The organism is Avibacterium sp. 20-126, assembly GCF_044358625.1.
Classification (GTDB): Bacteria; Pseudomonadota; Gammaproteobacteria; order Enterobacterales; family Pasteurellaceae; genus Avibacterium.
Genome location: NZ_CP091457.1, coordinates 2,330,738 through 2,346,909 on the forward strand (window position 1 = coordinate 2,330,738; position 16,172 = coordinate 2,346,909).

Below are 16,172 nucleotides of genomic sequence, written 5' to 3' on the forward strand. Positions count from 1 at the left end.
TATATCCTAGGGTACATCGCCCCAAAATATTACCGTACTTACGCTCACAACGTGACGACTGAAATGCAAAGTTGTGAGCTACGACACAAAATTTTTATTTTATAAGTGAGAATTTAGCCATTCAGAACAAACAGCAAGGGCTTTTTCCGCATTTTCAGGCTGTGAGCCACCAGCCATTGCCATATCTGGACGACCGCCGCCTTTACCGCCTACTTGTTGTGCCATTAGATTAACTAACTCACCCGCTTTTACTTTTGCAGTTAAATCCGCTGTTACACCAACAACTAAATTGACTTTACCGTCAAAGACAGAAACAAAGGCAATCACGGCTGAACCGAGTTGATTTTTTAAATCATCAACCATCACACGCAGTGATTTTGTTTCCATACCGTCGAGTTGCTGTAATACCACAGAAACGCCATTAATTTTCACCGCACTTTTTGCAATATCCGATCCAGCTTGCATTGCCGCTTTTTCTTTTAATTGCTGCAATTCTTTTTCCGCTTTTTTCGCTTTATCTTGCAATTGGTGAATTTTATCCGTCAGTGAGGAAACATCAGATTTCAATAAATCTGCACTTTGATTTAACACACCAAGCTGTTGGTGAAGCCAATCAATCGCAGTTTCTCCCGTTACGGCTTCAATACGGCGAATTCCTGCCGCAATTGCACTTTCACTGATGATTTTGAATAACCCAATTTCACCTGTATATTGGGCGTGAATTCCGCCACAAAGTTCAATAGAAAAATCGCCCATTGTCAAAACACGCACTTGTTCGGCGTATTTTTCGCCAAATAATGCCATTGCGCCTTTTGCTTTCGCAGCCTCTAGGTCCATAATGTCAGTTTGAATAGGGTGATTCGCACGCACTTGCTGATTGACTAATTTTTCCACTTCAAACAATTGTGCTTTAGAAATGGCTTCAGGTTGCGCAAAGTCAAAGCGTAATAAATTGTCTGACACTAATGAGCCTTTTTGTGCAACGTGGTTACCCAACACTTGGCGTAATGCGGCGTGTAATAAATGAGTGGCACTGTGGTTTAAGGAAATTTGTTTACGACGTGCTACATCCACCACGGCATTTACCGATTGTCCAACACTTAACGTGCCTTCGGCTAATTCACCGATATGCCCAAACACTTGACCATATTTTTGCGTGTCTGTGACGTTAAATAAGACATTTTGCCCTTCTAAACGCCCTGTATCCCCCACTTGACCGCCAGATTCTGCATAAAATGGCGTATTTTCTAAAATGACTACCGCACGTTGTCCTGCGCTAATTTGTTCTACAGATTTTCCCTCACAGAAAAGTGCGGTGATTTTTGCGAGACTTTCTGATTCGCTATAACCTTCAAACGCCGTTGAACCGTCCACACGGATAACGTTGTTATAATCCATACCAAACTGACTTGCCGACTGCGCACGTTGGCGTTGTGCTTCCATTTCACGTTCAAAGCCCGCTTCATCAATCACGATATTGCGTTCACGGCACACATCTGCGGTAAGATCCAATGGGAAACCAAAGGTATCATAAAGTTTGAAGGCAACTTCACCAGAAAGCACGTTATCTTTCACTTGGCTTAACGCCTCATCTAATAACGCTAAGCCACGCTCTAAGGTGCGCGCAAATTGTTCTTCTTCTAAGCGTAAGATTTTTTCGATATGTGATTGATTTTCTTTAATCTCTTTACCTGCTTCAGCCATTACCTCTGCAAGGGTTGGCACAAGTTTGTAGAAAAAAGCGTCTTTCGCACCAAGCAAATGCCCGTGGCGCACTGCTCGGCGAATAATACGACGTAGCACATAGCCTCGCCCTTCATTAGAAGGCAACACGCCGTCTGCAATTAAATAAGCACAAGAGCGAATGTGATCGGCGATGACACGCAAGGATTTATTGGTTAAATCTTTCTCCCCCGTTAATTCTGCCGCTTTTGCAATCAATACTTTGAAAATATCAATATCATAGTTGGAATTAACGTGTTGTAATACCGCCGTAATACGCTCTAACCCCATTCCTGTATCCACTGACGGTTTTGGCAATTTCTCCATCGTGCCATCTGCTTGGCGGTTAAACTGCATAAATACGATATTCCAGATTTCAATATAGCGATCGCCATCTTCTTCTGGTGAACCCGGTGGACCTCCCCAAATGTGATCACCGTGATCGTAAAAAATTTCTGTACAAGGACCACAAGGACCTGTATCACCCATTTGCCAGAAGTTATCCGAAGCATAAGGTGCGCCTTTGTTATCGCCGATACGAATAATACGCTCTGCTGGCACGCCTACTTGTTTATGCCAAATATCATAGGCTTCATCATCGGTTTCATATACGGTTACCCACAGTTTTTCTTTTGGTAAGCCTAACCACGCGCTTGAAGTTAAATATTCCCAAGCAAAAGTGATCGCATCTTGTTTGAAATAATCGCCAAAGCTGAAATTACCTAACATTTCAAAAAACGTATGATGGCGCGCGGTATAACCCACATTTTCTAAATCATTATGTTTTCCACCTGCACGCACACAACGTTGAGCGGTGGTTGCACGGGTATAAGCGCGTTTATCTAAACCAAGAAAGACATCTTTAAATTGGTTCATTCCTGCATTGGTGAATAATAATGTGGGATCATTTTCTGGAACCAGTGAACTACTTGGGACAATTTGATGCCCTTTACTATGAAAAAAATCAAGAAATGATTTTCTAATTTCTGCGGTTGTTTTCATTAAATTGCCTTATTTTATCTTCATTAAATTCGTTACGAATCTTGCTATTTTGGCACATTTTTAACATTTAGAAAAAACTTTTTTCAATTCCCAAAATAAAAAGGATCTGCACTTTTTCCGATGATGTTTTTCATCGCCAAAGTACAGATCACAAATCAGAATAAATCAGCTAAATCGCTATTCTTCGCGTAATGGAACAACTAACATATCAACATTAATTGTGTTCATCACTTGACGAGTGGAAGACATCAATTTACTCCAAAAATCTTGGTGATGACCTGTCACCAATAAATCCACATCATATTTATCAATGGCATCCGCTAAAACCTGCCCTAAATCACCACTACCACTTAGTTTCTCTGAAACTGGATAGCTAGATTGCTCCGCTAATTGAACTAAGGCTTGATGGGTTTCGGTGGAAATACGATCCTGCATTGAAGACATATTCACATCAATTAACCCCGTATAAAGATCAGAGAAGTTTACATCAACGTGGATAATGGATAACTTCGCCTCATTACGTTTGGCAACGCCTGCCGCTTTTTCCACCAAGAATGCACTTTCTTCAGAAAGATCAACAGCAACTAAAATGTGTTTATACATAACTAACTCCTTATTATCTTAGAGGTTAATCAATTTCTTTTGGTGTAATACTAGCACTAGTCAAATAAAAAAAATTTGCACTTGATCACGTTTTAGAAAAAACATTTATTTTTATTTGTAAAAAAATCGCAATTCGCCATAAATTTTTACTTAAGCCCACTAAACATTGTGCTATTATCGCCCCATTTCTTGCGTGCCAACCCTGATAAATAAAGGATAAAAATGAACTATTCTATTCAAGATTTTGTACAACTCATTGCCAAATTGCGTGATCCAAATGGAGGTTGCCCTTGGGATCTTGAACAAACCTATCAAACAATGATCCCGCACTTATTAGAAGAAAGCTATGAAGTGGTGGAAGCAATCGAACAACAAAATACGGACAATTTACGCGAAGAACTCGGCGATTTATTGCTCCAAGTGGTCTTTTTCAGCCAACTTGCCAAAGAAGATAATTTGTTCACCTTTGATGAGGTTATCAATGAGGTGGCAGAAAAAATTTTGCGTCGCCATCCACACGTTTTCGGTGAAGCAAAAGCACACAACGAGCAAGAAGCCCTGCGTCATTGGAATACAATCAAAGCACAAGAAAATAAAAACAAAGCCTACCAATCCATTTTGGATAATGTTCCCCAATCCTTCCCCGCCTTAATGCGCGCAGAAAAATTACAGAAACGCTGTGCAAAAGTCGGCTTTGATTGGGATAACATCCAACCTGTTATGGCTAAAGTGCAAGAAGAACTGCAAGAGGTACAAACTGAACTTGCTCGTCCACAACAAGAACAAGCAAAAATTGAAGAAGAAATAGGTGATTTACTTTTTGCTGTGGTGAATTTAAGCCGCCATCTGCATTGCTCCCCAGAAGAAGCCTTACGCAAAGCGAATCAAAAATTTGAACGTCGTTTTCGTCAAGTAGAAACGCGTGTCAAACAACAAGGTAAATCGTTGCAAAGCAGCACACTAACAGAACTCGACCTATTGTGGGACGATGTGAAAAAACAAGAAAATTGCTAAAAAAGCACCGCACTTCAATCTCTCTTCTACACTACGAGAAAAGAGGGAATATGATTTCTTCATTGTATCTATCCGACGACAAACAAAAACGGTGTGTTGTTAAACGCACCGTTTGATTTAAAAGCGACCTTTGATGCAATTAGAAACCCGCTTGTTTCTCTAATTGTTCAACTAAAGCATCATCAAGATTTAATGCTGTGGCAAGATTGGCTAGAAAGATAATTTCTTTACGATCTAACTCACCGCACACGACACGGGCAGCCAAATAGACTTGTGAAGCTAATGCGGTATCGTTGCCGACTTGTTGAGCGATCTGAGCAATAGAAATCGGTTGGCTGATTTGTTGTTCTAACCAATGATACCCCTCGGGATCATTCCCTGCCTCAGTAATGATGACTTGTTTTTCTTCATCAGTAATAGCACCATCAGCTGCCGCAGCGGCAATCATTGTTTGTAAAATTAATTGTCCTGAAGTCGCCTTTTCTGCGGTATCGACAAAGGTTTCTTCGCTAAGTGCGGTAGAATTTTGCGAATTTTTTTGTTGATATTGTTGATAAGCCTGATATGCCAAGCTACCAAGTGCAGCAAGAGAGCCTAACTTGGTCAGACTTGCCCCACCATTACGTCCTAAAATCATAGAAAGCAATCCAATTGCTGCAGCACCGCCGCCCGCTTTAGTAATTTTGTCAGCGGTGGAATTACCATTCATTGTTTTACCTAGTTGATCTTTAGCAACGTTAAATACTTGATTTAAAATTTGGTTAAAATCCATAAGAACTTCCTCAATAGTTATTTCCTTAATATGGCAATTTATTTAGCAATTAGTTCATTTTATTTTGCCACCTAGTAAAGTGCGGTGCATTTTTATAACATTTTTTATCAACAAAAAAGCCAGCAATTATGCTGGCTTTCTAGTTCAAGCAACGACTTATCCTTGTGAAGAAATGCGTTTCATATCTGTCATATAACCACGCAATTCTTGACCGATTAACTCAATTGGGTGGTTGCGGATTGCATCATTCACATCACGTAAGGTGATATTGTCAATTTCTACGGTTGGGGTTGGTTCACCCAAATCACCACGTTGTAAATGTTGCATTACTGTTTTCGCTAAAATTGGTGCTGCAACATTGGCAAAGAGGTAGTTACCATATTCTGCTGTATCTGAAATAACCACATTCATTTCATATAAGCGTTTACGTGCAATGGTGTTTGCGATTAATGGTAATTCGTGTAAGGACTCATAATAAGCAGATTCTTCAAAGATGCCTGCTGAAACCATCGTATCGAACGCCAACTCCACACCTGCTTTTACCATTGCAACCATTAATACACCGTTATCAAAATATTCTTGTTCGCTGATTTTGATTCCTTCTGCTTTTGGTGCATTTTCAAAGGCGGTTTTTCCTGTTTCTTCACGCCATTTTAATAAATTAGCATCACCATTTGCCCAATCTTCCATCATCACACGGGAAAATTCACCGCTGATAATATCGTCCATATGTTTCTTGAATAAGAAATCCAACTCTTGTTTAATTTCTTCTGCAAGTTCAAAGGCACGTAATTTCGCGCTGTTGGATAGACGATCCATCATAAGTGTGATACCACCTTGTTTTAAGGCTTCGGTGATGGTTTCCCAGCCATATTGCACTAATTTCCCAGCATAAGCAGGATCTTTACCGTCAGCCACTAATTTGTCATAACAAAGAATTGACCCCGCTTGTAACATACCGCAAAGGATGGTTTGTTCTCCCATTAAATCAGATTTCACTTCTGCGACAAAGGAAGATTCTAATACACCGGCACGATGTCCACCTGTCGCCGCAGCCCAAGCTTTTGCGATCGCCATACCTTCACCTTTTGGATCGTTTTCAGGGTGAACGGCAATAAGCGTTGGTACGCCAAAACCACGTTTATATTCTTCACGCACTTCAGTTCCCGGACATTTAGGCGCAACCATCACAACGGTAATGTCTGGACGAATTTGCTCGCCCACTTCAACAATGTTTAACCCGTGAGAATACCCTAGTGCCGCACCTTCTTTCATTAATCCCATCACATCGGCGATCACTTTACTATGCTGTTTATCAGGCGTTAAATTAATCACCAAATCGGCACTTGGAATCAGTTCTTGGTAAGTCCCAACATTAAACCCATTTTCAGTGGCACGTTGAAAAGACGCACGTTTTTCTGCAACGGCTTCTGGGCGTAACGCATAACTGATATCTAAACCAGAATCCCGCATATTTAACCCTTGATTTAAGCCTTGCGCACCGCACCCGACGATAACAATTTTCTTACCTTTTAAGAAATTCGCTTCATCAGAAAATTCTTCGCGATCCATAAAACGACAACGACCTAATTGATCTAATTGTTGGCGTAAGTTTAATGTATTGAAATAATTAGCCATTTTGTATCCTTATGTTGAGATATTGTGTTTGTTACTTATTGTGGTGGAATTATACCGTTTCTTTACATTGCGTAAATTGATATTATTAAAATTAAATATTGCATATTTTGCAACAAAAAATCTAGCATAGTCTTTATAAAAGAGGGTAATCCAATAAAAAATAACAGCAAATAAATATGTATATTTATGGCTTGAAGTAAAAACATTATTACAAAGGCTATAACTCGGCAACTAAACCAAAGATACAATCAAACTTAAATACCGAAAGATTATCAGCAAGCAGGCTCAAAACGTTGGCGTTATTGAGTTCCAGTTTTTTAATAATGGGCTAAATAGGCAATTTAAGCCCCTTTCTCATACAATAGTGCTGACTAGGGGGCTTACTTAAAAGTATAAGGTAGATAATATTATTTTGGTGATAGTGATGAATTTAATAAGCCGTATAACATTAAGGGGAGAAATCATCCTCCCCTAAATCAAAATATATCTGCAACGGGATTACATACGCTTATTAACAACAAAAAATAAACTTTGTTTATAATCCCATTATTTTGCTGGATATTCCCACCAAATATCAAACAGTTCGCTAATTTCAATTTGCTGTAATCCATTGGTTTCTAACCAGTTTTTCACTAACTCGCGGTGATTTTCATCACATTTTCCAATTTTTTCTAAACAGACTAAACCTTCCCAATGCAAATAACCACTACCTTCATAAGCTAAGCCATTTGGGCGAATCACTTCGTTGATAAAACGATCAACAACCTCGTCAATTGTATCAATTGGCGTATTTTCAGGAAATTGCCAGTTTACTAAAAAGCCTAATTCTTGGAATTCGGCAAGGTGCATTTTTTTGCGTTGTCTTCTGTTACGTTGAATTGCCATTGTTTTCTCCTCGTATTATTTGAGTGATATTATTCAGTTTTAATAAAATATAAATCCCATACACCGTGTCCTAAGCGGTGACCGCGCTGTTCAAACTTCGTCAGCGGACGGCTTTCTGGGCGTGGAATATAATCATTGGTGGCAGACGTATTGCGTAACTGCGGATTATTTTGCAACACGTCTAACATTTGTTCTGCATAGTTTTCCCAGTCTGTTGCCATATGAATAAAGCCTTGACTAACAAGCTTTTGGCAAACTGTTTGCACAAAATTTGGCTGTACAATACGGCGTTTGTGATGCTTAGCTTTATGCCAAGGATCAGGGAAAAAGAGCTGTAAACCAGCAAGGCTACTGTCTGCAATGCAATCGCGTAAAATTTCTGTGGCATCGTGGCAAATAACACGTAAATTTTTCACGTTTTTTTCCACCGCATAAGCAATGCAAGCCCCCACGCCGGGAGTATGCACTTCAATACCGAGATAATTTTTATCTGGATGTTGTTCCGCCATTTCAACAAGGGATTTTCCCATCCCAAAGCCAATTTCTAAAATAACGGGCTTATCATTGCCATAAATATGTTTAAAATCAAAAGGTTCTGTTTGATGTGCTAAACCATAAGTTGGCCAATTCTCATTCATCATATTACGTTGAAAATCACTTAATCGTCCTGTACGCAATACAAAACTACGCACTTTACGTTTGTAGCGTCCATCTGCGGTAAATTCAGCGGTTTCAACGGTTTTGCGTTTTTGATCCGCAAAGCTGGTTTGTTGTTCAGTCATTAAAAATCTACTACTCAATATCGTTTACAAAATGAGCTAATCTCATTTTTACGAGGGCTATTCTATGTTTTAGGGCAAAATCGCGCAAGGAAAAAGTGCGGTCGGAATATTATGCAAATTTTAATGTTGCCCCTATAAAAAATTGGGCGACTTTTGCCGCCCAATCCCGTTATTTAGTATTTGATTTGTTGTTTCACAAATTCGACTAATTGATCTTTGTTGATCATCTGTTTTTCACCTGTTCGGCGATTTTTGTATTCTATTTCACCATTCTGCAGGTTTTTCTCACCAATCACTAACATATGCGGTACACCAATGAGTTCCATATCTGCAAACATTACACCCGGGCGTTCTTTACGATCATCAAAAATCACTTCAATTCCTTCAGCAAGTAAAGTGCGGTACAAATTTTCTGCAAATTCTTGCACGCTTTCTGATTTGTGCATATTCATTGGGACGATAGCAACGGTAAACGGTGCAATGGCATCTGTTGGCCAAATAATTCCACGCTCATCGTGGCTTTGTTCAATCGCAGCAGCAACCACACGGCTCACGCCAATGCCGTAACAGCCCATAATCATCGTTTGTGGGCGACCGTCTTCGCCTTGTACAGTGGCTTTCATTGCTTCAGAATATTTTGTACCCAGTTGGAAAATATGCCCTACTTCAATACCACGTTTGATTAATAATGACCCTTTACCATCTGGGCTAGGATCACCTTCTACTACATTGCGCAAATCTGCAATTTCTGGCATTGGCACATCACGTTCCCAGTTGATATTAAAATAATGTTTGCCATCAATATTTGCGCCAGCTGAGAAATCACTCATTAATGCCACACTACGATCAATAATGGCTGGGATCGGTAAATTTACAGGCCCAAGAGAACCAACACTTGCACCAATTTTCGCTTTAATATCAGCTTCATCAGCAAATTCGAGAGGATCAGCCACTTGTGCTAATTTTTGTGCTTTGATTTCGTTCAAATTGTGATCGCCACGGATAATTAACGCAATCAATGGTTGAGCGTCATTTGCACCTTTGACAATCAGCGTTTTCACGGTTTTTTCTATTGGCACATTAAATTGCTCAACAAGTTCATTGATTGTTTTGGCATTAGGCGTATCAATTAATTCCATTGCTAATGTTGGAACGGCTCGTTCACCTTGAGCGACTGCTTCTGCGAGTTCAATATTCGCTGCAAAATCAGATTCTGTAGAAAACACGATATCATCTTCGCCACTTTGTGCTAGCACTTGGAATTCGTGCGAGGCACTCCCACCGATAGAACCCGTATCCGCCTGAACAGCACGGAAATCTAAACCTAAACGGGTAAAAATGTTGCTGTAAGTTTGGTACATCACCTCATAGGTTTCTTGCAAACTTTCTTTTGTTGTGTGGAAAGAATAGGCATCTTTCATTAAAAATTCGCGACCGCGCATTACCCCAAAACGTGGACGCACTTCATCACGGAATTTGGTTTGAATTTGGTATAAATTAAGCGGAAGTTGTTTATAAGAACTCACTTCACGGCGAACTAAATCCGTAATCACTTCTTCGTGGGTTGGGCCAAGGACGAAATCACGTTGCCCACGATCCTGAAAGCGTAATAATTCTGGGCCATATTGTTCCCAACGTTGGGATTCTTGCCATAATTCAGCGGGTTGAACAACGGGCATTTCTACTTCAATTGCACCACTTTTATTCATTTCTTCACGTACAATATTTTCCACTTTTTTGAGTACGCGCAACCCTGTTGGTAGCCAGTTATAAAGCCCTGAAGCTAAAGGGCGTACCATTCCAGCACGTAGCATTAATTGATGGCTTACCACCTGTGCATCATTTGGGGTTTCTTTTAAAGTAGCAAATAAATATCGACTCGCTCGCATTGTTGTTTCCTATATTCATTATTTAAGAAAAAATTGGCGTTAGTTTATCATTGAGTGAGGTTCACTCAAAGAAGAAAGGGCTATTTGTGCAAATATTTTGTAGCAAAGGAAAGGCGCTGAGTCAATCTTATTTCTTTCAGTAAAAATCGTCTTCTCCCGCACCGACTAAATCAGCAAATTCTTCACGTTGAAAACCGTGTGAAAGCATATAACGCCAGATTTTTTGTTTCATTTTAAAATCTTGTTGTTGGGCGTACTGAGGAAATTTTTTGCGTAAAACAATCTGTGCAATCTCAGGCCAATTAATCTCCGTTTCAGCAAGGACATCATTTAACGTCTCTGATGAAATCCCTTTTAATTGAGTAAGCTCTTGCTTAATGCGGTTTAATCCATAGCCTTTTTGTGATCGGTAATGTAAATAATTTTCTGTAAAACGGCGATCACTTTGCCAATTTTTTTCCTGACAAAAAGCCAAAGCCTGTTCAATTTCCTCTTCACTGAAGGCTTTTTCTTGCATTTTACAACGTAATTCATATTCGCTATATTCACGACGAGCAAGTAAGTTCACCACATAATTTAACGCCAATGAAGTCATTTTTCCTCGCTTTATTATTAATATGTTAAATAAAGTTATTGATTTTACTAAAATTAATGAGGCGGAACAAATACTAGCAAAAAACAAGGGGCTTTATAATAATAAAAGTTTTAAAGCAAAATTTAAGGATGCCCAAAATATAATAAAATACGAACTTGACAAATTGAGGAAAACCGGATTAACAAGCCGAAGACTAGAATATCTGTGGGAAATGAATTATAATCGCCCAGATCGCGACCGCATAGAAAACGCACCGAGCATCATCTGCATAGATGATTATAATGAATAAAAACAGATAGGGGGAATTATGTTTGCTGTACTTTTTGCCGGTTTACCATTAATAATTTTTATTTTATCGTTGTTAATTGTTCCTAAGGTCGTAATTATTTTAGTCGTAATTCAGTTATTTTTTTTGTTTTTGTTGGGAGTACATAAGCCCGAATATTGGGAGGCTCAAGCAAATTTTAAAAAGATTTATAGGGATTTAAAAAATGGTAAAAAATAAAGATCTGAAAGGGGAATGTTATGAAAAACGAAGATATAGGTCAATTATATTTAGAAAAAGTGCGGTCAAAAATTACCGCACTTTTTTAATATTACTTAATCGAAAGGTTTAAAATTCAGAATCTATTTCTGCCATCTCTGCATTTTGATCGGCTTCAATATCTGCAATGAGTGATTTATCTGGATTAGCTAAAAGCTCTTCACGTAATTTATTTTCTAATTCTTGAGCTTGTTCAGGGTGTTCTGCTAACCATTTCATCGCATTCGCTTTGCCTTGACCAATTTTTTCACCGTTATAAGAGAACCAAGCGCCCGCTTTATCAACTAATTTGTGTTTTACACCTAATTCAATTAATTCACCGTTGCGTGAAATTCCTTCACCATAAAGGATTTGGAAATCCACTTGACGGAATGGTGGCGCCACTTTATTTTTCACCACTTTGACACGTGTTTCATTACCGATGATTTCATCACCATCTTTTACTGCACCTACTCGACGAATATCTAGACGCACAGAAGAATAGAATTTTAATGCGTTACCACCCGTAGTGGTTTCTGGGTTACCAAACATTACACCAATTTTCATACGAATTTGGTTGATAAAAATCACCAAACAGTTTGAGTTTTTGATTTGCCCCGTTAGTTTACGCAAGGCTTGCGACATTAAGCGCGCTTGTAAACCAACGTGTGCATCGCCCATATCTCCTTCAATTTCTGCTTTTGGTGTAAGTGCAGCGACAGAGTCCACAATCACCACTTCAATCGCACCAGAACGAACCAAGGCATCACAAATTTCTAATGCTTCTTCACCATTATCTGGTTGAGAAACGAGCAATTCTTTTACATCAACCCCGAGTTTTGCCGCATAGATAGGATCTAACGCGTGTTCTGCATCAATGAAAGCACAGGTCTTACCCAATTTTTGTGCTTGTGCAATAACAGAAAGGGTTAATGTGGTTTTTCCTGAAGATTCTGGCCCATAAATTTCTACGATACGCCCCATTGGCAAACCACCAATACCTAAGGCGATATCTAAACCAAGAGATCCTGTAGAAATAGATTCAATATCTAATTCTTGGGTTTCACCCAATTTCATAATAGACCCTTTACCAAATTGCTTTTCAATTTGACCAAGTGCAGCCGCAAGCGCTTTTTGTTTTTCTTCTTGAGTGGTAATTTGTGGTTTCTCGCTTTTTTTCGCTTTCTCTTCTTTAGCCATTTTGCTTATCCTTATAAATTCATCATCAGAATTGCTGCATAATATAGCTGTATTGATATACAGTATCAAGTAAAATTTTGATCTTTTTTCTATTTTGTGAGGTGTATTCCAAATAAGACTTTTTATACAGCAACCTAATGAGGTTAAAGGCATGAAAAAAATAAAGCGAATTAATTGCTGGCAGTAAAATAATTCGTACAGTATCAAATAAGAAAAATTTCGTTATAATTTGCTCAAATTGAAAATAACAGATTGAGTAAACCTGATGACTAATTTTGAACAACACACCCCAATGATGCAGCAATATTTACGCTTAAAGGCGGAAAACCCAGAGATTTTGTTGTTTTACCGAATGGGGGATTTTTATGAATTATTTTATGATGATGCTAAAAAAGCGGCGGCATTGTTGGATATTTCCTTAACTAAACGTGGGCAGTCAGCAGGGCAACCGATTCCAATGGCAGGCGTACCCTATCACGCGGTGGAAGGTTATTTAGCAAAATTAGTTCAGCTAGGCGAAAGTGTGGCGATTTGTGAGCAAGTTGGCGATCCTACCATAGCAAAAGGGCCGGTAGAACGTCAAATTGTACGCATTGTTACCCCCGGAACAATCAGTGATGAAGCATTACTACCTGAACGTCAGGATAATCTGATTGCCGCTGTTTATCAGGAAAAAGACAAGTTTGGGTTGGCAACATTAGATATGACCTCAGGACGTTTTCAGTTAAGTGAGCCAGCAAGTAAAGAGAGCTTACAAGCAGAATTACAACGTATTCAACCTGTTGAACTCTTATATTGTGAAGATTTTGAGGCATTTCACTTAATTGAAAATATGAAAGGCTTACGCCGTCGCCCTGTTTGGGAATTTGAATTAAAAACCGCAATTGAACAACTCAATCGTCAATTTGGTACGCAAGATTTGCGCGCGTTTGGCGTAGAAAAAGCGGTGCTTGGACTTTGTTCAGCGGGCTGTTTATTACAATATGCAAAAGAGACCCAACGAACCGCGTTACCTCATATTCAAAGTCTGAGTTTACTGCAAAATACCGATAATATTCAGTTAGATGCCGCAACAAGAAGAAACCTAGAGCTTACGCAAAATCTTGCTGGTGGCACAGAACATACATTAGCTTCTGTATTAGATAAATGCGTAACACCAATGGGTAGTCGTTTGTTGAAGCGTTGGATTCACCAACCCATTCGTGATCGTGAAAAATTAACCTTACGCCAACAGACCATTAGCCAAATTTTACAGCAAAATTTAATCGCAGAATTTCAACCGCACTTACAACAAGTCGGGGATATGGAACGTATTTTAGCACGCGTGGCATTGCGTTCAGCACGACCAAGAGATCTCACTCGTTTACGTACGGCATTGGCACAAATTCCCGCCATTCAACATTATCTTAATCAACAAAACTGTCCGCAATTTACCGCATTTTCTCAACAGATTGCCGACTTTTCACCACAATTAGATTTATTAGAACGCGCGATTATTGAAAATCCGCCTTTATTAATTCGCGATGGTGGCGTGATTGCGGAAGGATTTAATGCAGAGCTTGATGAATGGCGCGCCCTTTCTGACGGTGCAACCCGTTATTTGGAAGAACTGGAACAACGAGAACGAGAAACTACTGGGATTGATAGCCTGAAAATTGGCTTTAATGCCGTACACGGCTACTATATTCAAATTCCTCAAGGGCAAGCACACAAAGCCCCCATTCATTATGTACGCCGTCAAACTTTAAAAAATGCGGAACGTTACATTATTCCCGAATTAAAAACCTATGAAGATAAAGTACTGAAGGCAAAAGGGGCTTCCCTTGCTCTGGAAAAGCAACTTTATGAGCAAATTTTTGATGAATTATTACCGCACTTAGGTGCATTGCAGTTGGCGAGCCTTGCTTTAGCAGAGCTAGATGTGCTCACCAACTTGGCTGAAAGAGCGGAAACCCTAAACTATGTTGCCCCCACTTTTAGTGATGAAATCGGCGTGAATATCGAAAATGGTCGCCACCCTGTGGTGGAGCAGGTATCAAAAAGCCCTTTTATTGCAAACCCAGTAAATCTGAGTGCTAATCGCCATTTATTGATCATAACAGGGCCGAATATGGGGGGAAAAAGTACCTATATGCGTCAAACCGCATTGATTGCATTAATGGCTTATATAGGCTCTTTCGTGCCAGCAGAAAGTGCGGTGATTGGACCGCTTGACCGCATTTTCACGCGTATTGGTGCTTCAGATGATCTTGCATCAGGGCGTTCAACCTTTATGGTTGAAATGACAGAAATGGCAAATATTTTGCACCAAGCCACCGCAAACAGCTTAGTACTTATTGATGAAATTGGACGCGGCACATCCACCTATGATGGACTTTCTCTTGCGTGGGCTTGTGCGGAATGGCTGGCACAAAAAGTCCGTTCACTCACCTTATTTGCCACCCATTATTTTGAGCTTACCGTCTTGCCTGAGCAGTTAAAAGGGATCGCCAATGTGCATTTAGATGCGGTGGAACATAACGACACCATCGCCTTTATGCACGCAGTGCAAGAAGGAGCGGCAAGTAAAAGTTACGGCTTAGCGGTGGCCGCACTGGCAGGTGTTCCCAAAGCCGTAATAAAATTAGCGAAGCAAAAATTAACCCAATTAGAAAAATTATCAGAAAATACACCGCACTTAACCAATCCGATAAATCAGCAATTACAAGGCGAATTGCATTTGATAGACGAAGAGGAAAATCAAAGTGCGGTGCTAAAAATGTTAGAAAATCTCGATCCTGATGAAATGACACCAAAACAAGCCTTAGCCTATTTGTATCAATTAAAGAAAATGGTCTAATACACATTTCGCTAGCGCAGCATCGCCACAAGAAAAAGAAAGGGGCGTTCTTCCACGCCCCTGATTTAAATGCTTAAACTTAAACGCCCTACCTATTTTTTGCTCATCGCCTTAGCAGGTTGCAAGCCCCAGCAAAAAAGGAAAAATTAATGATTTTTATGGCTGGTGCTATACAGAATTTTATCGGTATAAGCCATTGCGATGGCAGAAACCAAAAAGCCTAAATGGAGCAATAATTGCCACTTCATCGTTTCTTCTGGCATATTTGCTGCATTGACGAAAGTTTGTAGCATATGAATAGAGGAAATACTGATAATTGACATAGAAAGTTTTACTTTCAACACGGAAGCATTAACGTGGCTTAGCCATTCAGGCTCATCAGGATGCCCTTCTGTGTGTAGCTTAGAAACGAAAATTTCATAACCGCCTACGATCACCATAACCAATAAATTCGCAATCATTACCACATCAATTAAATTTAACACGGAAAGCATAATGGCGTTGGAATCTAGCTCTTGCAAATTTGAGATAAGTTCCCATAGCGATTTCATAAATTTATAGGCATAAATCCCTTGTACGACAATTAAGCCGAGATAAATGGGTAATTGTAACCAGCGGCTAGCAAAAATAATTTGGCTAAATATGACGGGGGTTCTATATTTTACCGATTCTTTTGATGTCATAGATTGATGTTCCATCTGTGTTTAC

Annotated in this window: 13 protein-coding genes; 3 read left to right on the forward strand and 10 right to left on the reverse strand. The window is 39.5% G+C overall.

The window, feature by feature from the left end:
- Positions 1-99: 99 nt before the first annotated feature.
- Both alaS and uspA read right to left on the reverse strand, forming a co-directional pair.
- Positions 100-2,724, reverse strand: a complete 2,625-nt coding sequence (gene alaS / locus L4F91_RS11080; protein WP_395896489.1) for an alanine--tRNA ligase — start codon at positions 2,722-2,724, stop codon at positions 100-102.
- A gap of 177 nt (positions 2,725-2,901) precedes the next feature.
- Entirely contained in the window at positions 2,902-3,327 is a 426-nt protein-coding gene (uspA, locus tag L4F91_RS11085) for a universal stress protein UspA (RefSeq protein WP_250351281.1), read from the reverse strand.
- Between the two features lie 222 nt (positions 3,328-3,549).
- Between uspA and mazG the strand changes: the two genes are divergently transcribed.
- Entirely contained in the window at positions 3,550-4,341 is a 792-nt protein-coding gene (gene mazG, locus L4F91_RS11090) for a nucleoside triphosphate pyrophosphohydrolase (RefSeq protein ID WP_395896491.1), read from the forward strand.
- Between the two features lie 139 nt (positions 4,342-4,480).
- Here mazG and L4F91_RS11095 read toward each other — a convergent pair whose 3' ends face one another.
- The 6 genes from L4F91_RS11095 to recX all read right to left on the reverse strand — a co-directional run bounded on the left by L4F91_RS11095 (position 4,481) and on the right by recX (position 10,902).
- Positions 4,481-5,113 carry a tellurite resistance TerB family protein gene (locus tag L4F91_RS11095; RefSeq protein WP_395896493.1) on the reverse strand — a complete coding sequence of 211 codons (633 nt, stop codon included), beginning with the start codon at positions 5,111-5,113 and terminating at the stop codon, positions 4,481-4,483.
- A gap of 156 nt (positions 5,114-5,269) precedes the next feature.
- Positions 5,270-6,751, reverse strand: coding sequence for a ketol-acid reductoisomerase (gene ilvC, locus L4F91_RS11100; protein WP_395896495.1), 1,482 nt, complete (start codon positions 6,749-6,751; stop codon positions 5,270-5,272).
- Positions 6,752-7,297: 546 nt separating this feature from the next.
- Positions 7,298-7,636 (reverse strand): YggL family protein, encoded by a 339-nt coding sequence (locus tag L4F91_RS11105; protein WP_250351277.1) that lies wholly within the window; start codon positions 7,634-7,636, stop codon positions 7,298-7,300.
- Between the two features lie 29 nt (positions 7,637-7,665).
- Positions 7,666-8,418 (reverse strand): tRNA (guanosine(46)-N7)-methyltransferase TrmB, encoded by a 753-nt coding sequence (trmB, locus tag L4F91_RS11110; protein WP_395896497.1) that lies wholly within the window; start codon positions 8,416-8,418, stop codon positions 7,666-7,668.
- Between the two features lie 173 nt (positions 8,419-8,591).
- The gene (proS, locus tag L4F91_RS11115; protein ID WP_250363822.1) at positions 8,592-10,307 is read right to left on the reverse strand and encodes a proline--tRNA ligase; all 1,716 of its coding nucleotides are present in this window, start codon (positions 10,305-10,307) and stop codon (positions 8,592-8,594) included.
- A 136-nt stretch (positions 10,308-10,443) separates the two neighbouring features.
- Positions 10,444-10,902 carry a recombination regulator RecX gene (gene recX / locus L4F91_RS11120; protein ID WP_395896500.1) on the reverse strand — a complete coding sequence of 153 codons (459 nt, stop codon included), beginning with the start codon at positions 10,900-10,902 and terminating at the stop codon, positions 10,444-10,446.
- Positions 10,903-11,209: 307 nt separating this feature from the next.
- Between recX and L4F91_RS11125 the strand changes: the two genes are divergently transcribed.
- Complete coding sequence (locus tag L4F91_RS11125; protein WP_395896502.1) at positions 11,210-11,407, forward strand: hypothetical protein; 198 nt, start codon at positions 11,210-11,212, stop codon at positions 11,405-11,407.
- A 108-nt stretch (positions 11,408-11,515) separates the two neighbouring features.
- Here the strand turns inward: L4F91_RS11125 and recA are convergent, their stop codons facing one another.
- Positions 11,516-12,583, reverse strand: a complete 1,068-nt coding sequence (recA, locus tag L4F91_RS11130) for a recombinase RecA (protein ID WP_250351622.1) — start codon at positions 12,581-12,583, stop codon at positions 11,516-11,518.
- 307 nt (positions 12,584-12,890) lie between these two features.
- Between recA and mutS the strand changes: the two genes are divergently transcribed.
- Positions 12,891-15,464: a DNA mismatch repair protein MutS gene (gene mutS / locus L4F91_RS11135; RefSeq protein ID WP_395896504.1), complete on the forward strand. Its 2,574-nt coding sequence runs from the start codon at positions 12,891-12,893 to the stop codon at positions 15,462-15,464.
- 146 nt (positions 15,465-15,610) lie between these two features.
- Here mutS and L4F91_RS11140 read toward each other — a convergent pair whose 3' ends face one another.
- On the reverse strand, positions 15,611-16,162 hold the full coding sequence (locus L4F91_RS11140) for a TIGR00645 family protein (protein ID WP_395896506.1): 552 nt from the start codon (positions 16,160-16,162) through the stop codon (positions 15,611-15,613).
- Between the last annotated feature and the right edge of the window lie 10 nt (positions 16,163-16,172).